The sequence below is a fragment of the Dactylosporangium sp. CA-152071 genome, from assembly GCF_050936335.1.
Taxonomy (GTDB): Bacteria; Actinomycetota; Actinomycetes; order Mycobacteriales; family Micromonosporaceae; genus Dactylosporangium; species Dactylosporangium maewongense.
Window position 1 is genome coordinate 835,549 of record NZ_JBNJMZ010000002.1, and the last position, 24,523, is coordinate 860,071.

The window sequence follows — 24,523 nt, forward strand, 5'->3', positions numbered from 1 at the left end:
CTAGTCAGGAGCCTTGCCTGGAATTGTGCCCGGTCGTACAGTGCTACTAGTAAAGGCACCTACCTAGAAAGGGGACGACCGTGGCACTGCCGCACTGGGAGGAGACGCCCGCCGATCTCAGGGCGGCGACCCGCGAGATCAAGACGGCCCTGCGCGAGCGCATCGCCGAATCCGGCCGGACCGTCGAGGAGGTGTTCGCCGTCGTCGAGCGCCGCGTGCAGGACGCCGTCGACGAGATCGCCGCGGCCCGCCGGCGCGGCGAGACGATCTGGCCGGTGATCGACTACGCCGACATCGCCGCCGGCGCCGTCTCCCCCGCCGACCTGGCCCGCCTCAAGCGGCGCGGCTGCCTCGTCGTGCGCGGGCACTTCGCGCGGGAGCAGGCCCTCGGCTGGGACCGCGACATCGTCGACTACGTGGAGAGCAACCGGTTCTTCGAGCTGTACCGCGGCCCCGGCGACGACTTCTTCGGCAGCGTCGGCTCCAAGCCCGAGATCTACCCGATCTACTGGTCCCCGGCCCAGATGCAGGCGCGGCAGAGCGAGCGCATGGCCACGGTGCAGGCGTTCCTGAACGGCCAGTGGAAGCACGAGTCGGACGGCGTTCGGTGGTTCGACCCGGGGCGCGACTCGCTCTACCCCGACCGGATCCGCCGCCGGCCCGAGGGCGCCGACTCCGCCGGCCTCGGCACGCACCTCGACCCGGGCACCCTGGACCTGTGGATGACGCAGGCCTACCAGCAGGCGTTCCGGCACCTGTTCGACGGCAGCGTCGAGCAGTACGACCCGTGGGACGCCGCCCACCGCACCGCCGGGCCGCAGTACCCCGGATCGACGATGTGCTCGGCGTTCCGCACGTTCCAGGGCTGGACGGCGCTGTCGGACATGGACCACGACCAGGGCGTGCTGCACACCGTGCCGATCCCGGAGGCGATGGCGTACCTGATGCTGCGCCCGCTGCTGCCGGACGTGCCGGACGACGACATGTGCGGCGTGACCGTCAACCAGGTCTTCCCGGCGGGGCACAAGTGGCACGCGCCGCTCATGGAGGCGCTGTCCGGGATCCCCGACGTGCAGGCCGGCGACTCCGTCTGGTGGCACTGCGACATGATCCACAGCGTGGCGCCGGTCGAGGCGCAGCGCGGCTGGGGCAACGTCATGTACATCCCGGCCGCTCCCTGGTGCCCGCGCAACGAGCGCTACGCGGCGTCGGTCCGCGAGGCGTTCCGCACCGGTGAGAGCCCCGGCGACTTCCCCGCCGAGCACTACGAGAAGGACTGGCCAAACCGCTTCCAGGAGGCGGACCTGAACGAGATCGGCCGGCGAGGACTCGGGCTGGATTTCCTCAACGCGGGCTGAATGTTGCCGATCCGCCGAGGGTCACGTCGTGCGGAGGAGAGCGCTGTGCCGGACAGTTTCCAGCAGACCCGTCGGCCGGCCCGGTCGATCATGTTCGTCGGGGTCATGGGCCAGGCCGTGTCGACCATCGGCGTCGGCGCCCTCGGCTTCTGGCTCCTGGACGCGACCGGGGCGGTCGAGATCGGCTTCGGCACGGCGGTCGCGTTCATCGCCGTGCTGACCGTGATGAACGCGTTCGCGGCGTACCTCGGGATCCGGCCGCTGCTGCAGGCCGCCGGGAAGGTCCTGGCGCACCTGGACGCGATGGTCACCGGCGACCTGACCCGCCGGCTCGACCTCAACCGCAAGGACGAGTTCGGGCTCATCGCCGACGCGCTGAACCAGGCGACCGGGTCGATCCACGGCGTCGTCCGTACCCTGGACGCGTCGGCCAACGCGCTGTCCGGCGCGTCCGGTGAGCTGCGCGACGTGAGCCAGGGCTTCGCCCGCAACGCCAACCAGTCCAGCAGCCAGGCGCAGGGCATCGTGACCGCCGCCGAGCAGGTGTCGCGCAACGTCGACACGGTCGCCACCGCGTCCAACGAGATGAGCGCGTCGATCCGGGAGATCGCGCAGAACGCGGCGCAGGCGGTGCGGGTCGGCGACGACGCGGTGCAGGCGGCCACGTCGACGAACGCGACCGTGGCCCGGCTCGGCGAGTCGTCCACCCAGATCGGCAACGTCGTCAAGGTGATCACGTCGATCGCCGAGCAGACGAACCTCCTCGCGCTCAACGCCACGATCGAGGCGGCCCGCGCCGGGGACGCCGGCAAGGGGTTCGCGGTCGTCGCCGGCGAGGTGAAGGACCTCGCGCAGGAGACGGCGAAGGCGACGGAGGACATCTCCCGCCGGGTCGAGGCGATCCAGCTGGACACGCAGAACGCGGTCGACGCGATCGGGCAGATCACCGGGATCATCTCGAAGATCAACGAGTATCAGCAGACGATCGCGGCGGCCGTCGAGGAGCAGGCGGCGACGACCGCGGAGATGGACCGCAGCGTCAACGCCGCCGCCACCGGCTCGTCGGACATCGCCCGCAGCATCACGGGCGTCGCGGACGCGGCCCGCACGACCCAGGACGGCGTCTCCGGCGCGCTGCGCCTCAACGCCGAGCTGGAGCGCATGTCGTCGGAGCTGCGGACCGTCGTCGCCACATTCCGCATCTGAAGGCGTGAAGACGTCTGAAGGTGTGACGGCATCCGCGCGCGTCAGGTCCGTGCTGCGGGCCGCCGGGCCCCGCCGCGGCGGCCCCGAGCGCAACCTGGCGACGGGCCTGCTGGCGGCGACGCCGTCGGTCATCTTCGTCGGCGAGGCGGTCCTCGGCCCGCGGGCGGTCGATCCGGTGCTCACCACGCTCGGCGCCGCGCTCGCCGCCGTGTGCGCCGTGCTCCTCTTCGCCGGCGCGCGCCGGGCGGTCGGGCTGCTGCAGATGCCCTCCGCCGTCATCGGGTGCGGCTCGATCGTCCTGCTGGACCTCGGCACGGGCAACGCCGGCGTCACCGGGCTGCTGTATTTCTACCTGCCGGTCCTCTTCGCCGCCGTCCACCTGCGCATCCCGGGCGTCGTCGCCGTCACCGCCGCGGCGCTCGCCGGTGAGGCGGTCGTCGCGCTGTCGCTGCTGCCGGCCGGCGACGCTGCCCTCGACCTGGCGTTCGTCGGCAGCACGCTCACGCTGATGGCGGCCGCGCTCGCCCGGGCCGGTGTCGCCCAGGACCGGCTCGTCGGCCGGCTGCGGCGCCTGGCGGACGTCGACCCGCTGACCGGCCTGGCGACGCGGCGGATCCTCGACGACGCGGTCCAGCGCGCCGTCGACCGCGACGCCGCCGAGACCGCACTGGTGCTCATCGACGTCGACTGGTTCAAGGAGATCAACGACACGTACGGCCACGCCGTCGGCGACGACGCCCTCACGCACATCGCGGCGACGCTGTGCGAGCGGTGCCGGGCCGTCGACGTGGTGGCCCGGCTGGGCGGCGACGAGCTCGCGGTGCTGATGCCCGGCTGCTCCTTCGACATCGCCGTCGCCCGCGCGAAGGACTTCGTCGAGGCGGTGCGCGCCCGCCCGCTGACGCTCCCCGACGGGCGGGTCGTGCCGGTGTCGATCAGCGCGGGCGCGGCGCACGCCCCGAGCCAGGCGCACACCGCCCGCGACCTGTACACCAGCGCGGACGCCGCCCTGTACGCCGCGAAGCGCGCCCGCCGCGCGCCCTGACCCGGCTACGCTCCGCCCGTCGAGGGCCAGCCGTCGCGCGGGTCCGGCCGGCGGGGCTCGCGAGCACCGGACGCATCGCCGGACGCGTCGCCGGGACCGGGCGGATCGAGGCCCTCCTGCGGCGGCCACGGCGGCGGGATCAGCTCATCCGGGCTGTGATACACGAGCTCACGGCTCGCCCGTCCCCGTCTCTCGTCCACCATCGCCCCGACCTCCGTGGCTGGTTGCATCCGGTACCTGGGTACGGGTTTACGCTCCAACCATGCCACAGGAGCGGGCGGGGTTGCGCTCGGGCGAGGTCGCCGAGCAGGCCGGCGTGAACATCCAGACGCTGCGGTACTACGAGCGCCGCGGGCTGCTCGCCGACCCCGTCCGCACCAACGGCGGGCACCGGCTGTACCCGCCGGACACCGTCGCGCTGCTCACGGTCATCAAGGCCGCGCAGCGGCTCGGGTTCACCCTCGACGAGGTCGCCGACCTGCTCGACGCCGGGAGCCGCCGGCACCCGACCCCGGACCTCCGGCAGCGCGCGCTGGACAAGATCGCCGAGGTCGACGCGAAGATCGCCGACCTCGCCGCGATCCGGGCCACGCTCGCGGAGGTCGTCGACGCCCGCTGCGACAGCCTGACCAACTGCAGCTGCGCCGACTGCCCGTTTCCGTTCATGACGATCGGCAGGGATCCGCAGACCCGCTAGGCGGGCATCTCCCACGGGGCCTGCGGCAGCGGGCGGCCCGTCTCCAGCAGCGACTTGAGGTTGGCGAGGACGGCGGGCCAGCCCAGGGAGATCGCGTCCAGGTCCTCCTTCGTCGCCAGCTTCTCGTGGGTCACGGTGAGCCGGACGATGTCCTGGCTCGGCTCGACGGTGAACGTGACGGTGGAGTTGTCGAACGTCATGACCAGGCGGGTCGGCGGGACGGCCTCCAGGATCGTGCCGCCCGCGTCGACGACGCCGGAGCCGTCGGTGCGGCGGTGCTCCCACGTCGAGCCGGGTTGCCAGTCGGAGACATTGGCGTGCCCCCAGTACTCGGCGGTCAGGTCGGCGTCGGTCAGGGCGTGCCACACCTGCTCAGCGGTGGCCTTGATGTAGGTGACGTACACGTACGTCGGAATCTCGGTCTTCATCGGACTTCCCTCCGCGAGGTGTTTGACGGCGTCCAGGGTGCGCAGCCGGGGCTCCTCGTATGCCGCGATCCACCGGCGCTGCAGCTCGTGGATCGGCACGGGGTTGAGGTAGTGCAGCTTCTCGCGCCCCCGGCGCACGACGGTGACGAGGTTGGCGTCCTGCAGCAGTTGCAGGTGCTGCGTGGCGGACTGGCGGGCCATCGACAGGCCGGCGCAGAGCATGCTCAGCGTCTGCCCGTCCTGCCGGCGCAGGCTGTCGAGCAGGCTCCGGCGGGTCGGGTCGGCCAGGGCCTTGAACACCAGGTCCACGACCCCATTATGCAGGTTTTTACCTGCCTATTGTCAAGCGACGCAACGAACGGGGCGCCTGCGGCATCTGTACGGGTATGCAGAAAGCACCGACGGAAAAGGTCGCGGCAGCGGCACCGAAGGCGCCCCGGCTGGTGCCGCAGCGCGTCATGCTCCAGCCGGCCGATCTCGGTGGCGCGGTGCCCGGGCCGGTCGAGGCCGGCTTCGCGTGGCCGCTGCTGCCACAGCCGTGCGCGGACACGCCGGTGCCCCGCCCGGTGGCCGGCCACAGCCAGGCGGCCGACTACGGCGACCGGTTCCGGGTGTACGAGAACGTCGTGCGCTACCGGGGTGACGGCGCCCGCTCGTACGTGACGGAGCTCAAGGCACAGCTGGACCGCTGCGGTGTCGGCGGGGGTGACAACGGCTTCGACCCGGTCGCCGTGGACCACCTGGGGCCGGACATGGCCCTGTTCGCCGGCAACTACGACGAGGGCGACCGCTACGTGGGGTACTTCGTCGCAGCCGCCGGTCACTACGTCGTGGTCGTCATCATGTCCGACGCCCGGCTGGGGGCGGCGGACATGACGGTCCTCAACGACCTCGGCTCGGCCGCGATCCGGCGAGCCGGGTCAGCTCGGCGCTGACGTCCCACAGCCGGCGGGCGGTCGACGGGTCGGCGGCCCGGCCCGTGAGCCGCACCGGACGGCCGTCGCCGCCGAACACCGCACCACTGCCGGCGGCGAGGTCGGACGCGGTGGCGATCGCGGCGATGGCACGGGCGGGCCGCTCCGGCTCCGACCGCAGGAAGCCGGCGAGGTTGAACGGGAACGGCGGCACCATCGCCGTGCGCACGAACCCGGGCTGCACGGCGACGGCGCTGATCGCACCCTCGGTGCGCGCGGCGAACTCGCGGGCGAACAGGACGTTGGCGAGCTTGGACTGGTTGTAGGCCTTGTGCTGGCTGTACCGGCGAACCCCGTGCAGGTCGTCGAAGTCGATGCGGCCGGCCCGGTGCGCGGCGGACGTCACGCCGATCACACGCGCCGCGCCGGCCGCCCGCAGCTGCGGCAGCAGCAGCGCCGTCAGCAGGAACGGCGCCAGGTGGTTGACCGCGAACGTCGTCTCGAACCCGTCCGCGGTGACCTGCCGCCGCGGCAGCGTGACGCCGGCGTTGTTCAGCAGGACGTGCAGGACCGGGTGCCGCCCGGCGACGGCCGCGGCCAGCCGCCGCACGTCGTCCTGCACCGCCAGGTCGGCCGCGACGTGGTCGACCTGGCCGCTGGCGGGCAGCAGCCGGGCCCGGGCGGCCGCGAGGCGGTCCGGGTCGCGGCCGGCGAGCACGAGGTGGGTGCCGGGTCCGGCGAGGGCGGCCGCGGTGGCGTAGCCGACGCCGCTGGTGGCGCCGGTGATGAGGATGGTCCGCACGAGGGGTTCGCTCCAAACTAGTGGTAGTAGTACAACTATTAATACCACTCCGCCGCGCGGTACTGTGCCGGCATGGCCGACGATGACCTTGTCGCTCTCGCGTACCGACTGGTGGAGCGACTGACGGAGCACTACGCGTCCCGCCTGAACGAACTCGGGCTCTCCCGTGCCGAGGCGAAGGCGCTGCTCGCGCTGGAGCCGGGCACCCCGGTCCCGGTCAGCACCGTCGCCGAGCGCATCTGGGCCGACCGCTCCAACACCACCAACCTGGTCAACCGTCTCGTCACCCGCGGCCTGATCGAGCGCCGCAGCGGCCCCGACGCGGGCGTCGGCGACGGCCGCACCCGCGCGATCACGCTGACCGGAAACGGTCAGGCCCTGCGGGACCGCCTCATGGCCCGGACCGCCGAGGACAACCCGGTCTTCGCCGACCTCACCGCCGCGGAGCGGCACACCCTGCGCGACCTGCTGGCCCGCATCGACGCACACGCGTCCTGACGGCGGCCGTCAGGACGCCTCCGCCCCCCGAGGCGGGCAGCGGTGCGTGGCGGTTTGCTCTAAGGTCGCGGGAATGTCAGCAGGCGCCAAGGCTATGCAGATCCTGTTCATCATCGCGGGCACGATCGCCATCGCGTTCGGCACGCTCGGCTCGATGGCCGAGGGCGACGACAAGAAGAACGCGCAGTGGACGTGTTACCCGCCGGCGCGGCAGGGCGATGCGCAGAACTGCCGCGGTGAGCTGTCCGGCGGCGACCTCACCATCGCGACCAACTTCATCCTGGCCGGCATCGAGCTGATGATCGCGGGTGCCGCGTGCGCCATCGGCGGCCGGCGCGACGCCGCCGCCCCGCCGGTGCCGTTCGCGGTGCCGGGCCAGCCCCCGTTCCCGCCGCGGCCCGTGCCGCCCGGCAGCCCCGTCGTCCCCACCCAGGCCCCGCCCCCGCCCGCCTGGCCGTCGGCCTGAGACCACTCGAGCAGTCAGGCGAGCCGGTACTCCTGCCCGGCGACGGCCGGCCACCGCACCCGGCACCTGTCCGCCGGAGCGCCGGGCGCGCCGGTCACGGGCACCGGGCCGCCGGCCGCGGTCGTGACGGCGAGCCGTGACGGCAGCTCCACCACGAGCGGGCCGGTGCGGCCGGCGACGATCCGGGCCGCCGAGAGGCGCCCGTCGGACCAGCCAAGGTCCACGACGTGACCGCCCCGGCAGCGGATACCGCGCAGGCGGCCCGTGTGCCACGACGGGGGCAGCGCCGGCAGGAGGCTGACGGCGCCGGCGTGGCTCTGCACCAGGGTTTCCACGATGCCGGCGGCCACGCCGAGGTTGCCGTCGATCTGGAAGATCCAGCCGCTGGCGCGGCCCGCGTCCGGGTGCAGGCTCAGCAGCGACGCGGAGCACAGGTCGGTGGCGAACGCGGTCAGCGTCTGCTCGGCGAGGGCGGCGAGGCGCAGCCGGGCGGCCAGGCACAGCACCCAGGCGCGGCTCCAGCCGGTGTGCCCGGTGCCGTGCGCGAGCCGCAGCAGCAGCGCCCGCCGGGCGGCCTCGAAGTGCGCGGGCGTGCCGGTCTCGGTGATCCGCGTGCCGGGGTACAGTCCGTACAGGTGTGACAGGTGCCGGTGCCCGGGCTCGCGGGGTGGGCGCTGGTCGTACCACTCCAGGAGACATCCGTCGGTGCCGACCTGGACGGGTCGTAGCGCCCGCAGGGCCGAGACCGCCTCGGCGGAGCCCGTCAGGGCGGCGTACCGGGTGAGCACCTCCCGCGCGAGTTCCTGGTCCAGCGCGCAGCCCCACGACGTGGCGGCGTGCCCGCCGGCGTGCCGGAAGTGGTGCTCCGGGGACGTGGACGGGCTGAACACCAGGGCGCCGGAAGAGTCGGGCACGAGCATGTCGAGGGTGAACCGGGCGGCGGCCTCGAGGACAGGCAGCACGTCCGCGGCGCCGCCGTGGTCGTGGTGGTCCCAGACGTGGGCGGACAGCCACAGCAGCGCCGACGGCCAGTTCGCCCACTGCGGGTCGCCCGGCACGGGCGCGGTGAAGCGCCACAGGTCGGTGTTGTGGTGCGCGGCGGCGCCGCGGGCGGCGTAATACCCGGAGGCCGTGGCGGCGCCCGCGGCGGCGAGGTCGCGGGTCAGCGTCAGCAGCGGCTCGTGCAGGTCGGCGAGGCCGGTCGGCTCGGCGGCCCAGTAGTTCATCTGCGCGTTGATGTTCGTGGTCCAGTTGCTGCTCCATCCGGGCCGCACGTCGGCGTTCCAGATGCCCTGCAGGTTCAGCGGCTGCGTGCCGGGGCGGGAGCCGGCGATCAGCAGGTACCGGCCGAGGTGGAAGAACCGGTCGACGGACGGGAGCTCCAGGTCGGCCCGGTCGTAGTACCGGCGGTGGTCGGCGACGTGCCGCGCCCGCAGCACCGGCGTCGGCACGCCGAGCGCGGCGGTCACCGACGCGAGGGCCGCGCCGGCGATCGCAGCGAGGTCGGCGCTGGGCCGTTCGAAGGGGCCGCGGAAGCCGGTGGCGGCCGCGACGACGAGCCGGGTCTCGCCGGCGGTGTGCCGGACGGCGGCGGCGACGGCGAAGCCCATCCCGGCGGCGACGGTGCCGTCGGCGTCGCAGGGGTCGGTGGCGTACTCGACGCCCGGGTCGGCCGGGACGTAGTTGGGCAGCACGTGCGCCGGCGCCCGCCCGGTCCACACCAGGCACGGCCCGGCGCCGGCGTCGACGACGGCGGGCGTCACGGGATGCGGCGTGCGCAGCCGCGGTGGCACGGCCGCGGCGAGGGTGCCGGGTCCGGTCGCGGACACGACCAGCACGCCGTCGGGCGCCGAGACGAACGCGGCGAGCCGCACAGGGTCGCCGCCGGTCTCGTAGCCGGTGACGGCGAGCGCGTCGGCGAGGTGCAGCTCGCGCCCATACTCCGTGACGTCGTCGGCGGCGGCATAGTCCCACTCGATGCGGCCGAGGGGCTGGTAGGACTGGGTCCACGCCGTCCCCTGCAGCTGCCCGGCCAGGACCTCGGCCGCCGCGTGGTCCCCGGCGGCGATCGCCTCCCGCAGCCGGGGCAGCACGCCAGGGTCGGGCCCCGGCGCGGCCGGCAGCGGCCCGCCGGACCAGAACGTGTCGGCGTTGAGGTCGATCCACTCGGTGCCGGGCCGCCCGTGCAGCATCGCGCCCAGGTGGCCGTTGCCGAGGGGGAACCCGTCGTGGAACTCCGCGGCGGGCGCGGGCGACGACAGCTGGTGCCGGTTCACGACGCCCGCCGGATCTCGACCTCGCCGGTGTCATGGTGCAGCAGGAACACCAGGTCGCCGCGGCGCACCGCCTCCACGCCCGGCGGCAGGTCCGGCAGCACCGGCGCCACCCCCGCCTCGGCGCAGACCCGGCGCAGCAGCCGGCACATCCCATCCGGCGCCGGGATCGTGGCCACGTACCAGGCGGTCCCCGCGCCGAAGCGGTTGCGCAGCACCGCGGGCCGCCCGTCCAGGGGGCCGCCGGCGACCGCCGCGACCGTCTCCGCGCCGCGCGTCTCGGTCCACTCCGCCCACATCGTCGCGGTGAAGTCGCCGAGCGACGACGACGTCACCGCGATCGGCGCGTCCAGCGGCCAGTGCTCCTCCACCCGTACCCCGAGCAGGTCCTGCCACGGTCCGGGCCAGCCGCCGGTGTACACCCGCTCGAACGGGTCGGTGACCCCGCTGAACGGCCCCACCACCAGCGTCCCGCCGCCGGCGACGTAGGACGCCAGGTGCGCGGCGGTGCGGGCGCTCACCTGGTACAGGTTCGGCACCAGCACCAGCCGGTAGCCGCCGAGCGCGCCCGTGCCCGGCACGAAGTCGCACGTGACGTTGTCGCTCCACAGTGGAGCGTAGTAGTCGGTGAGCCGGTCGGTGTAGCGGAACTCCGCGTGCGGCAGGTGGTCCAGCTCGACGGCCCGCCACGCATCCCAATCCAGCACGATCGCGACGTCCGCGGACACGGGCGTGCCGGCGACCCCGGACATCCCGGCGAGCTCCCGGCCGAGCGCGCAGATCTCCCGGAACACCCGGGAGTCGGGGCCGGCGTGCGGGAGCATCGCGCCGTGGAAGCGTTCGGCGCCCTGCCGGGAGGCGCGCCACTGGAAGTGCAGGACGCCGTCGGCGCCGCGGGCGACGGCCTGCATCGACCACAGCCGGTTGAGGCCCGGGCGTTTCGGGGTGGCGACCGGCCGCCAGCTGGCGGCGCCCGGCGACTGCTCGGCCAGCAGCCACGGCCCGCCGCCGAGGGACCGCACGACGTCCTTCGACATCGCCGCGCGCATCGCGGCGGCGGGGTCGTTCGGGTCCGGGTAGGTGTCCAGCGACACGAGGTCCTCGGCCGCCGCCCAGCGCCAGCCGTCGGTGTGCCGGTAGAGGTCCATGAAGTTGGTGGTGACCGGGACCGCCGGGTTGTGGGCGCGGACCGCGTCCCGTTCGGCGGTGAAGCATTCCAGCAGCATGTCGTCGCAGAAGCGCTGGTAGTCCAGGTCCTGCAGCGGGTTGATGACGTACTGGACGCGCCGCGGCGGCAGCACCTCCGCCCAGTCGCCGTACCGCTGCGACCACACGGCCGTGCCCCACGCGTCGTTGAGGCCGTCGAGGTCGCCGTACCGGTCGCGCAGCCAGCCGCGGAACCGGCCGGCGCAGTGCCCGCAGTGGCAGACGGTTCCGTACTCGTTGCCGATGTGCCACAGGCGCAGCGCCGGGTGCCGGGCGTAGCGGGCCGCGACCGCGTCGCTGATCTCCAGGGCGGCGGACCGGTACGCGGGGGCGCACGGACAGTACTGGTTGCGCGACCCGTACAGGCGGCGGATGCCGTCGGGGCCCTGCGGCAGCGTGTCGGGGTGCCGGTGCCCCAGCCACGGCGGCGGTGAGGCGGTCGGCGTGGCGAGGGCGACGCCGATGCCGCCGCCGTGCAGCAGGTCCAGGACCGTGTCGAGCCAGTCGAACGTGTAGCGGTCCGGGGCGGGTTGCAGCGCCGCCCACGCGAAGACGCCGACGGTGACGAGGTTGACGCCGGCCTCCCGCATGAGCCGCACGTCGTCGGCCCACACGTGCGGCGGCCACTGTTCGGGGTTGTAGTCGCCGCCGTACAGCAGCCGCCCGCGCGTGACGTCGTGCAGTCCCGGCACCGCTCAGCCCTTGATCGCGCCGGTGAGCATGCCCTTGGTGAAGTGCCGCTGCACGAACGGGTACGCCACCACGATCGGGATGAGGGTGAGCGTGACGACCGCCATCTGCAGCGACAGCTGGGCGATCTGCTGATGGCCGGCGTACTGCCCGGTGCCGGTGACCCCGCCGCCGGGCATCGCGCTGCCCTGCAACGTGTAGGTGTAGAGGATCATCTGCAGCGGCCATTTGCCGTTGTCGGGCAGGTAGAGCAGCGCGTTGAAGAACGAGTTCCAGTAGCCGACGGCGTAGAACAGGGCGATGACGGCGGTCACCGCCCGGGACGTCGGCAGCACCACCGACCACAGGATGCGCCACTCCCCCGCGCCGTCCATGCGGGCCGCGTCGATGAGCTCCGGCGCGGTGCTGCTGAAGAAGCCGCGCATCACCAGGATGTTGAACACCGACACCGCGGCCGGCAGGACCATCGTCCAGTACTCGCCGTAGCCGCCCAGGGCGGTGACGACGAGGAACGACGGGATGAGCCCGCCGCTGAAGAACATGGTGACGACGAGGAACAGCAGGATGCCGCGGTGCGCGAGCGACCCGCGCCGCGACAGCCCGTAGGCGCACAGCACGGTCACCACCATCGACAGGGCCGTGCCGACGACGGTGAGGACGAGGCTGACGAGGAGCGAGTGGGTGACGAGCTGGTTGGTGAAGATCTGCCGGTACGCCTCCACCGTCAGCTCCGCCGGCACCGTGACCAGCCCGCCGGCCTCGTTGATCGCCGCCTGGGTGGAGAAGCTGGTGAGCACGATCGAGTACAGCGGCACCAGGATCACCGCCACGACGAGCAGCAGCACGACGCCCTTGCCGGCCTTGCCGGCCGCGGTCGGCGGCTCCTCCCAGACGGGTCCGGCGTGTCGGCGCCTCGGGGTGACAGCGGTCATTTCCGGTACAGTCCGTCCTCGCCGAAGGCGTGTGCGAGCTTGTTGGCGGCGAGCACCAGGATCAGTGACAGGACGCCCTTGAACAGGCCGGCGGCGGCGCCGTAGCTGAAGTTGTTGTTGACGACGCCGTAGTAGTAGGCGAACGTGTCGAGCACCTCGGAGGCGTCCCGGCCGACGGCCTGCCGCTGGATCAGCATCTGCTCGAAGCCGACGGTGAGGGCGTTGCCGAGGCGCAGGACGAGCATGAGCATGATGACGCCGCGCATGCCGGGCAGCGTGATGTGCCACAGCCGGCGCCACCGCCCGGCGCCGTCGGCGGCGGCCGCCTCGTACAGGTTCTGGTCGATGGCGGCGAGCGCGGCGAGGAAGACGATGATGCCCCAGCCGGCCTCCTTCCACACGGCCTGCGCGGTGACGAGGTACTTGAACGCGTCGGGGTTGGTCATGATGTCCCAGGTCGCCCAGCCGTGCCGGCGCAGCATCGTGTTGAGCGCGCCGGCGCCGCCGAGCATCTCCTGGAAGACGGTGACGACCAGGACCCAGGAGAAGAAGTGCGGCAGGTACACCACGGACTGCACGAACGAGCGGATCCGGGCGTTGGTGACCTCGTTGAACACCAGGGCGAGCGCGATCGGCACCGGGAAGTACAGGACGAGCTGCACGGCGCTGATGACGAGGGTGTTGCTCAGCGCGTGCCAGAAGATCGAGTCGGTGAGGAGCCGCTCGAAGTTGTCGAACCCGACGAACGGGCTGTACCAGAACCCGGAGTAGATGTCGTAGCTCTGGAACGCGGTGACGAGCCCGAACATCGGCGCGTAGGCGAACACCGCGAGCAGCGCGACAGCGGGCAGCGTCATGAGCAGCAGTGAACGGTCGCGGCGCAGCCGGATCCGCCACTGCTTCTCCGGCCGCGCGACGGTGGCCGGCCGCGTCACCGCGGCCGGCCTGGTGAGCGTCACCGGGTCCCTGCGTTCACTTGCCGGTGCCGTACTTCTCGCGGATGCCGTCGTAGAACTTGCGCAGGTCGTCGCCGCCCTGCTTGCGCCAGCTCGCGACGGCGTCGGTCCACGCCGAGATCGGCTTCCGGCCGAGCTTCACGTCCGTGATCGTGTCGATCATCGGCAGGTTGAGCGAGGAGAACTGGGCCGGCTCGCTGACGTTCATGCCGTAAAACAGAGGCTTCACCACGTACTTGACCATGTCGGCCTGCCACGCGGCGGCGTCCTTGGTCACCTGCACCGCGCCGGACTGCACGGTGCTCGCCGACGCCGGGCCGGCGAGGAACTGGTAGGTGGTGGCGATCTCCTTGCTGCCCTTCTCGGTCAGCAGCGGGTTGCCGTCGGTCATCGTGTAGTGGGTCCCGGCGGTGCCGAAGTTGACGGTCAGCCACTCGGCGGAGCCGTATGGCGCGGCGAGGTAGTTGGCGATCGCCAGCAGCTCCTTGATCTGGCCGTCGTTGAGCTTCTTGTTGAAGAAGCTGTACATGCCCGCGCCGTTGCCGAGGTCGACGGTGGGCTTGCCGCCGTTGGCGCTGAACAGTTTGAACGCCTGCCGGTTGTAGCCGGGGGTGGCGGCCGCGCCGGACTTGGCGTCGTCGCCGTTCCAGGCGCCGGTGCCGTCGGCGCAGACGGCGACCTTGCCGCTCCAGAAGCGCTGCTTGCCGTTCTGGCTGTTGTTGGCGACGGCGTCGGGGTGCAGGTAGCCGGCCTTCACCATCTTGGCGTGCCAGTTGAGCGCCTCGACGATGCCTTCCGTCTCGTACCGGTGCTGCAGCTTGCCGGCGGAGTCCGCGGTCCATGGGTAGCCGGTGGCGGGGAAGCCGAAGAGCTGGCAGATGTAGGCGGCGTCGTTGCCGAACAGGTCGTCGAACGCCCACTGCCCGGCGCTCGCGTTGGTCAGCGCCTTCCCGACGGCCTCGAGGTCGGCGATGCTCTTGACGTCGGCGGAGACGCCGGCCTTGTCGAAGAGGTCCTTGCGGTAGTAGTACATGCCGGCGATGACGGCGTTGGAGGAGTAGATCGGCAGGCCGTAGAGCTTGCCGTTCCACACCCCGGCGACCCACGCGTTGGTGGAGAGCGCGGCGAGGTTGGGGTACTGCTTGATCTTGTCGCCCGCCAGGTAGGGGGTCAGGTCGGCCAGCTTCGTGCGGACCGCCTCGCCGAAGTTGAGCTTCGTCATGGTCCACGTCGGGATGTTGATCCAGTCGGGGAGCTTGTCGGCGGCGAACAGCGGCGGTAGCAGGTCGGCGTAGGTGTTGCCGTCCGCCGGCTGCAGCTTCACGGTCGCGCCGAGCTCCTTGTTGACCGCGTCGTAGTAGGCGTTGCCGCTGGAGGGCGGGATCGCGCCCCACAGCGGGGTCATCGTCACGTACGTGCCGCCCTTGCCGACCTGGCCGGTGACGGTCTTGGGCGGGTTGGCCGGGTAGGCGAGGAACGCCGGGTCGGTGGACGCGCCGTTGGCGCCGGCGACCACGGGGATGTCGGGCTTGACCAGGTCGCTCGCCGCGTGGGCGGGCAGGGCCTTGGCCAGGTCGCCCTCGCCGGTGGTGCCCGAGGCCTTCTCCTTGGGGCTGCCGCAGGCGTCGAGCAGCGGCACGGCCGCGATGACGGCGGCGGAGGTGAGCAGGCTTCGCCGGCTCATCCCCGGGGTCGCTCCGCTTTGCATGGTGGTTCCACCCTCCGGGTGATCGAGGTGCACGATGGGCGATCGGGGGCACGGTGCGCACGGACTGCCGTCAAAGTGCTGCCGAGGTGCTGCTGGGCGCTGTCGAAGCGCTTCGACGACGTTCGACTGCCAGACCGTAGGGCATCGATCGGCGTCCGACAAGGACATCGACGCCGACCCCCGTCCCACCGCGCGAACCGTGCCACGGAGCGTGAAAGTTTCGTGTCGTTTGACAGCCGCCGCCAGGCGGCCGATCATCGAAGCGCTTCGACAGCGCCCGTCTTCCTGCAGAGTGGGGACCCATGACTCAGCCGGACCTGCTGCGGCAGCTCACCCTGGCGGAGAAGATCGCGATGCTGCACCAGTCGCAGCCCGCCGTGCCGCGGCTCGGGATCGCCGCGTTCCACACCGGCTGCGAGGTGCTGCACGGCGTCGCCTGGCTCGGCCGGGCCACCGTCTTCCCGCAGGCCGTCGGGCTCGGCGCGAGCTGGGACCGGGACCTGGTGCGCGCGGTCGGCGAGGCCGCCTCGACGGAGGTCCGCGCCTTCCACCACGACCCGCCGGAGCCGCATCGGCGGGCCTCGCTCAACGTGTGGGCGCCGGTGGTGAACCTGCTGCGCGACCCCCGGTGGGGGCGCAACGAGGAAGGCTACAGCGAGGACCCGTTCGCCACCGCCGAGCTCGCGGTCGCGTTCTGCACAGGGCTGCGCGGCCCGCACCCCGAGGTGTGGCGGACCGCGCCGGTCCTCAAGCACTTCCTCGCCTACAACCTGGAGACCGCCCGGGACCTGGTCGACGTCACCGTCCCCGAGCGGGTCCTGCACGAGTACGAGCTGCCCGGGTTCCTCGCGCCGCTGCGCGCGGGCGCGGCCGCCGGGGTGATGCCGGCCTACAACCTCGTCAACGGCGTCCCGAACCACGTGCACCCGCTGCTTGCGTCGGTGCTGCGCGCGGCGGCGCCCGACCTGGTGGTGTGCTCCGACGCGCAGGCACCGTCGAACCTCGTCGAGACCGAGCGCTACTTCACGAGCCACGCCGAGTCGCACGCCGCCGCGCTGCGCGCCGGGGTCGACAGCTACACCGACAACGGGCCCGACAGCGGCCCGACGATCGCCCGGTTCACGTCGGCGTTGCGGCAGGGTCTGATCACGGAGGCCGACGTCGACGCCGCGGTCGGCCGGATCCTGCGGATGCGGGCCAGCACCGGCGAGTTCGACCCGGCGCACGACCCGTACAGCGGGATCCGCCGCGACGTCATCGCCTGCGACACGCACGCCCGGCTCGCCGCTCGCGCCGCCCACGCGGGGATCGTGCTGCTGAAGAACTCCCCCGGCGCGCTGCCGTGGGCGGATCCCGGCCACGTCGCGGTCATCGGGCACCTCGGCGACCGGGTGCTCACCGACTGGTACAGCGGCACCCTCCCCTACGCGGTCACCGTCGCGTCGGCCCTCGGCGCCGCATCCACGGTGGACGGCGCCGACCACGTCAGGCTGTCCACACCGGACGGACGGCACCTCGGCGCGGACGGGACGCTGGGCGAGGGGACGGTCTTCGCGCACCACGACTGGGGCACCAGCGTGCAGTGCCCGGTCGCCGTGCACACGTTGCAGGACACCGTTTCCGGCCGCTACCTGACCGTCGGCGACGACGACGCGGTCGCCGCCACCGCGGTGACTCCCGACGGGTGGGTGGTGCGGGAGCTGTGGGAGTTGCACCCCGCCGGCCCCGGCGAGTTCCTGCTCTGGTCCAACGCGCTCGGCCGGTACGTGAGCGAAGGCCCCGACGGTCGCCTGGTCGCGGGCGCGACGGACGGTGCGCTGCGGTTCGTCCGGGAGCTGGTGACGTCCGGCGTGGACGCGGCCGTCGCCGCCGCCCGCGCCGCGGACCGGGTCGTCGTGGTGCTCGGCAACGACCCGCACATCAACGGCCGCGAGACCGTCGACCGCGACTCGCTCGCCCTGCCGCCGGAGCAGGAGCGGCTGCTGCGGGCGGTCGCGGCCGCCAACCCGCACACGGTGCTGGCGCTGGTGTCCAGCTACCCGTACGCGATCGACTGGGCGCAGGAGCACGTGCCGGCGATCCTGTGGACCTCACACGCCGGCCAGGAGCTCGGCACCGCCGTCGCCGGCACCCTCCTCGGCGCTCACAACCCCGGCGGCCGGCTGCCGCAGACGTGGTACCGCGCGGACACCGTCCTGCCGGACCCCGCCGACTACGACATCATCGGGTCCCGCTGGACCTACCAGTACCACCGCGGCGAGCCGCTGTATCCGTTCGGCCACGGCCTGTCGTACACCACCTTCAGCCACACCCTCGACGTCACGCCGGCCGAGTCAGGCGTGGCGGCCGAGGCGGGCCTGACCGCCACGGTGACCGTCACCAACACCGGCGACCGCGCCGGCGACGAGGTCGTGCAGCTCTACGTCACCCCGGACTGCTGGCCGGTCCCGGCGCCGGCGCGGAAGCTGGTCGGCTTCGAGCGGGTGCCGCTGGCGGCGGGCGAGTCCCGCGAGGTCCGCTTCGACGTGCCGCTGACGGCGCTCGCGTACTGGTCCGGCGGCTTCGTGACCCCGCCGGGCAAGTACACGTTCCACACCGGCCCCGCCACCAGCCGCACCGTGACGGTTCAGGAGTAGGTGAAGGCGAAGCCTTCAGCGCGCAGCTTCGCCGACGACACCGGCACGACCGGGGTCCAGATCTCGCTCCGGTAGGTGAGGTCCGGCCGGCCCTCGGCGGCGCAGATCGCGCCGAACGCCTCCCGGTTCGTGGGCGGGAGGACCGCGTCGGGCACCGCGTTGTAGACGCCCGCGAGCCCCGCCGACACGACCAGGTCCAGCGCGGCGGCGGCGTCGCGGTAGTCGATGCGGTACAGCAGCGCGTCCGGCGCGAACGGCACGCTGCCGCCGAGCAGCTCGTGCGCCATCCTGACCCGCGACGGGTAGTCGAGGTCGCGGGGGTGCCCGTACACGTCGGGAATCCTCACCACGGCGCCGTTGTCGCCGCCCAGCACGGCACGCTCCGCGGCGATGAAGTTGCGCGGCGACGCGTCGTCGCTGACGGTCAGCGGACTCTCCTCGTCGACCACCGCCCCTTCACCGGCGCCGTAGACGGACACGGAGCTGGTGAACACGACCCGCGGGTGCACGCGGGCCGCGGTCGCCGCCGAGGCGGTGAGCGTGTCGGCGTACTCCGCGACCCGCTCGCGGGCGTCGAACCCTCGGCTGACCCGCGGGCTGACGGTGAGCACGACCGCATCCGCGTCCCGGGTCGCCCGCCGGACCGCGCCCTCGTCGCTGCCGCGCAGGACGACGACGTCGGCGCAGACGGCTCCGACCTCGGCGACCCGCCGCTGCGACGTGGTGGTCCCGACGACGTGGTGCCCCGCCGCCGACCACCGCCCGGCCAGCTCCATCCCGACGTTGCCGCACCCGATCACGACGTACCGCATCCGCACCCTCCCTGAAGGGAAACAGCGTATCCAATGGAAGTCGCTCCGGTGCATTGCCCGAACGTCGATGCACCGTCGAGAATGTGATCGTGACTGAGCGGACACGTTCCGACGTCGGGGACCCGGCGGAGACGCTCGTGGCCGAGGGCACGGCGGCGTTCGCGGAGTACTGGCGGACGGACCGGCCGGAGGCCCTCGACGCCGCTACCGACGCGCTCCGGCGGGCGGTCGCGGTCACTGTGGACGGTCACCCCGAGCTCGCCGCCCGGCTGACCCTGCTGCGGCTCTGCCTGCAGGCCCGGTTTCAGGAGCACGGCGACCCCGCCGACCTGGCCGCCATGGTCGACACCGCCGCGCGGGCCGTCGCCGCCGCGGACCCGGCGGACCCCGAGCTGCCGCGTATGCTGGCGGCGTTGAGCAGGGCCTCGCTCACCGGCGGCGACGTCGACGGCGCGGTGACCGCCGCGCGGCAGGCGGTGGCGGCTACACCGCCGGGCCACCGCTACCGGTGGCAGTACCTCGGCGAGCTCGGCGAGGCGCTCTGGCGCCGGTATGGGCGCGACCTCGCCCGCGACGACCTCGACGCCGCCGCCGACGCCTTCCGGTCCGCCGCTGCGGCGAGCGACGCGGACGGTCCGGGCCGGCTCCGGCTGTTGTCGCTGCTGTCCAACGTGCTGCGGACGCGGTTCGTCGGCGCCGGCGACCGGGCCGGTGACCAGGCCGGTGACCAGGCCGACATCGACGGCGCGGTGCGGGCCGCCCGGTCCGCGGTCGACGGCACCGAGCCGGCCGGTCCGGTGTACGCGGGCAGGCTCTTCAACCTGGCCCTGGCGCTCGGGACGCGGGCGGACCACTGCGACGACCCGGCCGACCTGGACGACGCGATCGACGCGGCCCGGCGCTCGATCGAGGCGACCCCCTCGGACGACCCGGACCTGCCGGAGCGGCTCGCCGCCCTGGAGTTCCTGCGCTCGGTGCGGCCGGCCGCAGGCCTCGACGCGATCGTCGCGGCGGTGGCGAGCGGCGAGGTGCCGCTGGACGAGGCGTGCGACATCGCCCGGCAGCGCGGCGAGGCCGGCGCGTACTCGATCGAGCTGCTGTCGTCGGAGGCCGACGCCGCCTTCCAGCTCGTCGGCGCCGACCCGGTGGCGGCCTGGCGGCTCGGGCGGGTCGCCGCGGCCGCCGTCCGCGGCGCCCACCGGTCCGGCGTGGCGGACCGGCGCGAGTCCGGGTTCGTGCTGCTGCAGGCCGATGCCAACCTGATCGTCGAGGCGCACGCCCTGCTCCAGCGCGGCGGCGACATCCGGCTCTACGCGGCGGCCGGCGACGCCGCACGGGAGGCACTCGACCTCGCCGACGAGCTCGGCCTGCCGCAGGCCCGCGGCGTTGTGCTGCAGCGACGGGGCGCCCTCGTCCTCGACTGCTACGGGCGCGGCCCGGACGGCCTGCACGCCCAGGCGTTTCAGGACTGGGTGGCCGGCGCGTACACCGCCGACCCCGATCCCGGGCTCAAGCTGGCGGTCGCCGAGACGCTCGGCCCCGGGCCGGAGCGGCAGCCGCCGCCGCTGCGCTGGCCCGACCCGGTCGAGGCGCTGACGGCCGCCGCGGACGACCTGCGCGCCGCCTTGCTCCTGGTCACGCCGCAGCGGCGCGGGCCGGTGCTGAAGGCGCTCGGCGAGGCCCTCGACTGGCGGGAGCGGCTGGGCGGCCCGGCCGCCGGACCGGAGGTGGCCGACGTCTGCCGGCGGGCGCTCGCGGCGCTGCCCGCCGACGACGTCCCGCTGCGCCTCGCGGTCGCCGCCACGCTCACCCGCGCCGCCGGTGCGGTGGACCCGGCGGTCGCGGACCTGGTCGACCGGCTCGAGACCGGCTGGGACGCGTACACGGTCCGGCCCGTCCACGCGTGGGACGCCGCCACCGCGGCCTCCGCCGTGCTGGAGCGGACCGACCCGGCCCGCGCGCTGCGGCTGCTCGACCGGCAGCGGGACCTGGCCGTCGTCTGGGAGGACGAGGGCCGCCGGACCGCCCACTACATCAGGTCCCTCGCCCTGCTGGCACGGGCCGGCACGCCACCGGCGCTGTGGACGGTGCTCGACTCGCCGGAGCGACTGCGGGAAGCGCGGGAACAGGTGCTGGCGGACCGGTCGCCCGCCGCGCTGACGCTGCTGGCCGTCGCCGCGGTGCGGCACGACGAGGACGCCACGGGGCTGCGCGCCCTGGCCGCGCTGCGGGCGGCGGCCCCATCGGCGACGGTCGCCCGCGCGGAGGCGTACGGCTTCGTCGAGGGACAGCTGCTGCTCGGTCAGGGGCTCGCCCACGAGCGCGACGGCGACCACCCGGCGGCCGTCATGCGGTTCCTGGCTGCCGCCGACGCCGCGGCCGCCGTGCCCGTGGCCGGCGAGGTCCTGCGGGCCGTCACCTGCGCCACCGACCTGATGCGCGACGGCCACCCGGTGGACCTGCCCGCCGTCGCGAGGTGGTGCGCGGCGGGAGCGCTGCGCGTGGAGCTGGCGGCGCCCAAAGCCGGACCGGCCGCGATCCAGAGCCTCATCGGGCTCCTGCTGCCGGCCGCGACGCGCGACGAGTTCGACGTCGAGGTGGTGCTGCAGCTGTTGCTGACGGCCAAGGGGCGACGGACGGCCGCGCAGCTGACCGGCGGCACGACCGGCTGGACGCCCGACCCGCTGCTGCGGGCCATGCTCGCCGAGGAGGTCTCCCGGGCCGCGCTGCTGCCCGCCACCGCGCCGGAGCAGCACATCGACGCCGGGCTGACGCTGACGGCGTACACGAGCGACTACGAGACCTCGGCGACGGACAACCCCGCAGGCGCGCTGGCCAACCTGCGGCGGGCGGCCGAGCGGCAGATCCTCGCCGCGGTCACCCCGCACGGCTCCTCCGGCGCGGTCCCGGCGCTGGGCGACGTCGCCGCAGCCCTTGACGCGCGGACGGCGCTGCTGGTGCTCTACGACGGCGCCCACGACGGGCGATCCGCCATGTACGGGCTGCTGCTCACCCGCGACCGGTGCCACCTGAGCATCACCGTCGGCGACGCGCCGCACCTCGCCGAGCCGGTCATCGCCCTCGGCCACGACGGCCGGCAACGCGTCCACGTGCCGCACCTCGGGTTTCAGGTCGACGCCGTCCGCCGTGCCGTGCAGGAGGAGCCCGCCCCGCGCCCGGTCAGCCGCGACGGTGCCGAGCAGCTCGCGCGGCTCGACGCCTGGGCGCTGCGCGCCGTGCACGACGCCGCCGGCGAGCTGCGCGACGCGGGGATCGCCCGGCTGCTCGTCAACCCGCACGGCGCGCTGCACTTCGCGCCGCTGCACCTGGCCGGCGCCGACGGGGAGCCGCTGGCCGACCGGTTCGCCGTGAGCTACCTGGCCAACCTCGCCCAGCTGTTCCACGTCGCGGGCACCGGGCCTCGCCGCGACGGGGCGGCCGTGTTCGCCCTCGGCTACGAGGACCAGCCGGCGTTGCCGACCCTGGCCTCGTCGGCGGCCGAAGGGTTCGCGATCGGGGCGATCCTCGGCGTCGACCCCGTCCTCGACGCCGCCGCGACCCCGGCGGCGGTGCTCGCCGCGCTGCGGGAGCGCCGCTGGGTGCACCTGCGGGCGCACGGCCGGCACGACGCCGACGCGCCCATGTTCCAGACCGTGTTCCTGTCGACCGCGGACGGCGGTGACGGGCGGCTGCTCGCCCACCAGATCGTGCCCCTCGACCTGCGCGGGCTGGAGCTGGTCACGCTCGGCGCCTGCGAGACGTCGCTCGGGCGCATCGACCCCGGCGACAACCTGCGGGGACTGTCGGCGGCGCTGCTGACGGCCGGCGCGCACGCGGTCATCGGCACGCTGTGGGTGGTCGCGGCGGACGCGAGCACGACGTTCTTCACCGCGCTCTACGGCGCGCTGCACGGCGGCGCCACCGTCGCGGACGCGTTCCGCACCGCCCAGCTGGCGACGCGGCGGCACCACCCGGAGTACCGGGACTGGGGCGCCTTCTACCTGACCGGAGGACATCACCCGATGACCGGGCGTGAGGACGACGAATGACCATCGTGGAACTGCCCGAGGCGCCGCTGCACGCCGTCCGCCTGGACCCGCACGAGCGACCCGTCCTCGGCCCCGGCGACCCGCCCGCACCGCGGACCGGCCGCCTCGCCGTCGGCCTGCCCGTCGTCCTGCCGCTCACCGTCGACACCGTCGACGAGCAGACCCGGCCGTTCCTGCGGGCCCGCACCGGGTCCACCTTCCATCTGCTCACCATCACGACCAGCTTCACCCACGACGACGGCGAGCCCTTCGAGTCGGCCTGGGTGGATATCAGCCTCCGCCGCGACGGTGGCGCCGCGGGCGAGCCGCCGGTCGCCTGGTCGATGCGGCCGCGCACGGCCGCGGAGCCGGTCCCGGTCAGCCGGAAGGTGACGCTGAGCCCGACCCTGAAGCTCGGCGTCCCCGGCGCCAACCTCGAGGCGGGCGCGGGCGGCGGCACCGAGCGTCAGGTCACCTACACCCGCCAGGACGTCACCCTGGAGGCGCTCAACGAGGGCACCAGCGACCCGCGCTGGGTGTTCTACCGCACCGACGCCCTGCAGATCCGCGGCGTGCACACCCTCTGCCTGGTCGCCGACATCGCCGCCGGCGCCCGCGGCACCGCCTCGATCCAGATCGGCGCGACGATCCGCAGCCGCCGCCTGAAGGTGTTCCGCTACACCGCCGCCGTCACCGACGTGCCCGCGGCGGCGAGCGTCGCCTTCGGCTGAGGGCCGCGGGCGCGATGCCCGCGGCCCTTCCCGATGGTGCGTCAGAGGGCGGCGGGGCCCGATGCGACCGCCTCGTCGACGGCGCCGGTGCGGCGGGTCGTCGCGTGGGTCTCACCCACTGACACACGGTCGGCGGCGACGAGCGAGGCGCGGGCCGCGGCCTGGGACTGCTCGCCGGTCACGCCGCCGCGGATACGGTTGTCGGCGCCGACCCGCGCCGCCGGAGTGTTGCCGCCGAGCTGGAGCTGGCCGCTGATGATGTTGTCCTCGAGCGACACGCCGCCGGTCGTGTTGGTGATGCTGACGTCGCGGCCCCAGTACCCGCCGGACGCGCAGCCGTCGAGGGTGCCGTTCGGGCCGAGCTGGACGCCGCCGAGGTTGCCGGCGAACGTCGCCTTGCCCTTCACGGCGCTGCCGCAGACGACGCTGCCGGTGGAGTTGTTCAGCACCGACAGGGTGCCGTCGACGAACGAGTCGTGCACGTCGGTGTAGTACGCGCCGCTGCTGCTGACGTTGCCGGTGACCTCGGTCAGCTGGTCGAGGCGGGCCTCGCCGACGTTGACGCTGACGCTGCCGTTGACCTTCGTGCCCTCCACGAACAGGAAGCCCTCGACGGTGGCGGTGCCCTTCGGGCGCACCGTCACCGTGCCGCTGCTGCCCTGGCGCAGGTACACGCCGAACCCGCCGGCGGCGAGCACGACCTGGCCGCCGATGCTGGTGCCGGTGGCGTCCAGGTAGCCGTCGGCGGCGATCCGGACCTCGCCGCTGATCGTGCCGCCGGAGACGACCAGGTTGGCGCCGGCCGCCACCTGGACGTTGCCGGTGATCGTCGTGCCCTCCAGGGAGCAGGACTCCCCCGCCGGCACGTAGAGGTCGTTGGGCACGGTCACGGCGCCGCCGGTGCCGACGCAGTACGTGATCAGGCCCGCGTTCGCCTGCGCCGCGGGGGTGGCGAACACCGCGACGAGCGACAAGGCGGCGACCGTGATGACAGAACGACGCATGGAACGGCTCCTCATGAGACGGAAGAACGGGAGGCGGCGCGCACGATCGCGCCCTGGTCCCGGCGGGTGAGCACGCCGCTGGTCACCAGGGGCGCGGTGACGGCGTCGACGTGCCGGACGAAGGCGGCGTGGG

The 24,523-nt window shown here is 73.6% G+C and carries 20 protein-coding genes; 10 read left to right on the forward strand and 10 right to left on the reverse strand.

The features are described 5' to 3' along the window. The first annotated feature begins 80 nt into the window (after positions 1–80). The 3 genes from ACQEVZ_RS43965 to ACQEVZ_RS43975 are packed head-to-tail and all read left to right on the forward strand — an operon-like array spanning position 81 to position 3,609. On the forward strand, positions 81–1,358 hold the full coding sequence (locus ACQEVZ_RS43965; protein ID WP_433379094.1) for a DUF1479 domain-containing protein: 1,278 nt from the start codon (positions 81–83) through the stop codon (positions 1,356–1,358). Positions 1,359–1,403: 45 nt separating this feature from the next. Further along, positions 1,404–2,564, forward strand: coding sequence for a methyl-accepting chemotaxis protein (locus tag ACQEVZ_RS43970; RefSeq protein WP_433379097.1), 1,161 nt, complete (start codon positions 1,404–1,406; stop codon positions 2,562–2,564). A 22-nt stretch (positions 2,565–2,586) separates the two neighbouring features. Then, positions 2,587–3,609: a GGDEF domain-containing protein gene (locus ACQEVZ_RS43975; protein ID WP_433379100.1), complete on the forward strand. Its 1,023-nt coding sequence runs from the start codon at positions 2,587–2,589 to the stop codon at positions 3,607–3,609. A 5-nt stretch (positions 3,610–3,614) separates the two neighbouring features. On the opposite strand, the gene ACQEVZ_RS43980 is transcribed toward ACQEVZ_RS43975, so the two are convergent. Then, entirely contained in the window at positions 3,615–3,812 is a 198-nt protein-coding gene (locus ACQEVZ_RS43980) for a hypothetical protein (protein WP_433379103.1), read from the reverse strand. Between the two features lie 59 nt (positions 3,813–3,871). Here ACQEVZ_RS43980 and ACQEVZ_RS43985 point away from each other — a divergent pair, with 59 nt between their 5' ends. Next, the gene (locus ACQEVZ_RS43985; RefSeq protein ID WP_433379106.1) at positions 3,872–4,306 is read left to right on the forward strand and encodes a MerR family transcriptional regulator; all 435 of its coding nucleotides are present in this window, start codon (positions 3,872–3,874) and stop codon (positions 4,304–4,306) included. Here the strand turns inward: ACQEVZ_RS43985 and ACQEVZ_RS43990 are convergent. Continuing rightward, positions 4,303–5,043, reverse strand: a complete 741-nt coding sequence (locus ACQEVZ_RS43990) for an ArsR/SmtB family transcription factor (protein ID WP_433379109.1) — start codon at positions 5,041–5,043, stop codon at positions 4,303–4,305. The genes ACQEVZ_RS43985 and ACQEVZ_RS43990 overlap by 4 nt on opposite strands. 77 nt (positions 5,044–5,120) lie before the next feature. Between ACQEVZ_RS43990 and ACQEVZ_RS43995 the strand changes: the two genes are divergently transcribed. Beyond that, positions 5,121–5,669 (forward strand): hypothetical protein, encoded by a 549-nt coding sequence (locus ACQEVZ_RS43995; RefSeq protein WP_433379112.1) that lies wholly within the window; start codon positions 5,121–5,123, stop codon positions 5,667–5,669. On the opposite strand, the gene ACQEVZ_RS44000 is transcribed toward ACQEVZ_RS43995, so the two are convergent. Then, complete coding sequence (locus ACQEVZ_RS44000; protein ID WP_433379115.1) at positions 5,617–6,450, reverse strand: SDR family NAD(P)-dependent oxidoreductase; 834 nt, start codon at positions 6,448–6,450, stop codon at positions 5,617–5,619. The genes ACQEVZ_RS43995 and ACQEVZ_RS44000 overlap by 53 nt on opposite strands. A gap of 72 nt (positions 6,451–6,522) precedes the next feature. Between ACQEVZ_RS44000 and ACQEVZ_RS44005 the strand changes: the two genes are divergently transcribed. Next, complete coding sequence (locus ACQEVZ_RS44005; RefSeq protein ID WP_433379118.1) at positions 6,523–6,948, forward strand: MarR family winged helix-turn-helix transcriptional regulator; 426 nt, start codon at positions 6,523–6,525, stop codon at positions 6,946–6,948. A 73-nt stretch (positions 6,949–7,021) separates the two neighbouring features. Beyond that, positions 7,022–7,414 (forward strand): hypothetical protein, encoded by a 393-nt coding sequence (locus ACQEVZ_RS44010; RefSeq protein ID WP_433379121.1) that lies wholly within the window; start codon positions 7,022–7,024, stop codon positions 7,412–7,414. Positions 7,415–7,428: 14 nt separating this feature from the next. Here ACQEVZ_RS44010 and ACQEVZ_RS44015 read toward each other — a convergent pair whose 3' ends face one another. From ACQEVZ_RS44015 to ACQEVZ_RS44035, 5 genes are read right to left on the reverse strand one after another with little or no spacing between them, the layout of a single operon-like run. Continuing rightward, on the reverse strand, positions 7,429–9,690 hold the full coding sequence (locus tag ACQEVZ_RS44015; RefSeq protein WP_433379124.1) for a glycoside hydrolase family 95 protein: 2,262 nt from the start codon (positions 9,688–9,690) through the stop codon (positions 7,429–7,431). Further along, on the reverse strand, positions 9,687–11,585 hold the full coding sequence (locus ACQEVZ_RS44020; RefSeq protein WP_433379127.1) for a beta-galactosidase: 1,899 nt from the start codon (positions 11,583–11,585) through the stop codon (positions 9,687–9,689). Before ACQEVZ_RS44020 ends, ACQEVZ_RS44015 begins: the two co-directional genes overlap by 4 nt. 3 nt (positions 11,586–11,588) lie before the next feature. Beyond that, positions 11,589–12,515 carry a carbohydrate ABC transporter permease gene (locus tag ACQEVZ_RS44025; protein WP_344506777.1) on the reverse strand — a complete coding sequence of 309 codons (927 nt, stop codon included), beginning with the start codon at positions 12,513–12,515 and terminating at the stop codon, positions 11,589–11,591. Next, complete coding sequence (locus ACQEVZ_RS44030) at positions 12,512–13,474, reverse strand: ABC transporter permease (RefSeq protein WP_344506779.1); 963 nt, start codon at positions 13,472–13,474, stop codon at positions 12,512–12,514. Before ACQEVZ_RS44030 ends, ACQEVZ_RS44025 begins: the two co-directional genes overlap by 4 nt. A 13-nt stretch (positions 13,475–13,487) precedes the next feature. Further along, a complete protein-coding gene (locus tag ACQEVZ_RS44035; RefSeq protein WP_433379132.1) occupies positions 13,488–15,155 on the reverse strand; it encodes a hypothetical protein in 1,668 nt (555 codons plus the stop codon). Between the two features lie 326 nt (positions 15,156–15,481). Between ACQEVZ_RS44035 and ACQEVZ_RS44040 the strand changes: the two genes are divergently transcribed. Then, positions 15,482–17,815, forward strand: a complete 2,334-nt coding sequence (locus ACQEVZ_RS44040; protein WP_433379135.1) for a glycoside hydrolase family 3 C-terminal domain-containing protein — start codon at positions 15,482–15,484, stop codon at positions 17,813–17,815. Here ACQEVZ_RS44040 and ACQEVZ_RS44045 read toward each other — a convergent pair. Continuing rightward, positions 17,806–18,627 carry an NAD-binding protein gene (locus ACQEVZ_RS44045; protein ID WP_433379138.1) on the reverse strand — a complete coding sequence of 274 codons (822 nt, stop codon included), beginning with the start codon at positions 18,625–18,627 and terminating at the stop codon, positions 17,806–17,808. The two genes, ACQEVZ_RS44040 and ACQEVZ_RS44045, sit on opposite strands and share 10 nt — an antisense overlap. A gap of 89 nt (positions 18,628–18,716) precedes the next feature. Between ACQEVZ_RS44045 and ACQEVZ_RS44050 the strand changes: the two genes are divergently transcribed. After that, the gene (locus ACQEVZ_RS44050; RefSeq protein WP_433379141.1) at positions 18,717–22,676 is read left to right on the forward strand and encodes a CHAT domain-containing protein; all 3,960 of its coding nucleotides are present in this window, start codon (positions 18,717–18,719) and stop codon (positions 22,674–22,676) included. Continuing rightward, positions 22,673–23,386 (forward strand): hypothetical protein, encoded by a 714-nt coding sequence (locus ACQEVZ_RS44055; RefSeq protein WP_354901958.1) that lies wholly within the window; start codon positions 22,673–22,675, stop codon positions 23,384–23,386. Before ACQEVZ_RS44050 ends, ACQEVZ_RS44055 begins: the two co-directional genes overlap by 4 nt. Positions 23,387–23,427: 41 nt before the next feature. Here ACQEVZ_RS44055 and ACQEVZ_RS44060 read toward each other — a convergent pair whose 3' ends face one another. Next, entirely contained in the window at positions 23,428–24,390 is a 963-nt protein-coding gene (locus ACQEVZ_RS44060; protein ID WP_433379144.1) for a hypothetical protein, read from the reverse strand. Positions 24,391–24,523: the final 133 nt, after the last annotated feature.

Bases quoted from the DNA above. Each gene is read 5' to 3' on its own strand.
- ACQEVZ_RS44005 (WP_433379118.1), top strand. From the start codon at position 6,523: ATGGCCGACGATGACCTTGTCGCTCTCGCGTACCGACTGGTGGAGCGA.
- ACQEVZ_RS44060 (WP_433379144.1), bottom strand. From the start codon at position 24,390: ATGCGTCGTTCTGTCATCACGGTCGCCGCCTTGTCGCTCGTCGCGGTG.
- ACQEVZ_RS44025 (WP_344506777.1), bottom strand. From the start codon at position 12,515: ATGACCGCTGTCACCCCGAGGCGCCGACACGCCGGACCCGTCTGGGAG.
- ACQEVZ_RS44045 (WP_433379138.1), bottom strand. From the start codon at position 18,627: ATGCGGTACGTCGTGATCGGGTGCGGCAACGTCGGGATGGAGCTGGCC.
- ACQEVZ_RS44055 (WP_354901958.1), top strand. From the start codon at position 22,673: ATGACCATCGTGGAACTGCCCGAGGCGCCGCTGCACGCCGTCCGCCTG.
- ACQEVZ_RS44040 (WP_433379135.1), top strand. From the start codon at position 15,482: ATGACTCAGCCGGACCTGCTGCGGCAGCTCACCCTGGCGGAGAAGATC.
- ACQEVZ_RS43985 (WP_433379106.1), top strand. From the start codon at position 3,872: ATGCCACAGGAGCGGGCGGGGTTGCGCTCGGGCGAGGTCGCCGAGCAG.
- ACQEVZ_RS43980 (WP_433379103.1), bottom strand. From the start codon at position 3,812: ATGGTGGACGAGAGACGGGGACGGGCGAGCCGTGAGCTCGTGTATCAC.
- ACQEVZ_RS43995 (WP_433379112.1), top strand. From the start codon at position 5,121: ATGCAGAAAGCACCGACGGAAAAGGTCGCGGCAGCGGCACCGAAGGCG.
- ACQEVZ_RS44035 (WP_433379132.1), bottom strand. From the start codon at position 15,155: ATGAGCCGGCGAAGCCTGCTCACCTCCGCCGCCGTCATCGCGGCCGTG.
- ACQEVZ_RS44010 (WP_433379121.1), top strand. From the start codon at position 7,022: ATGTCAGCAGGCGCCAAGGCTATGCAGATCCTGTTCATCATCGCGGGC.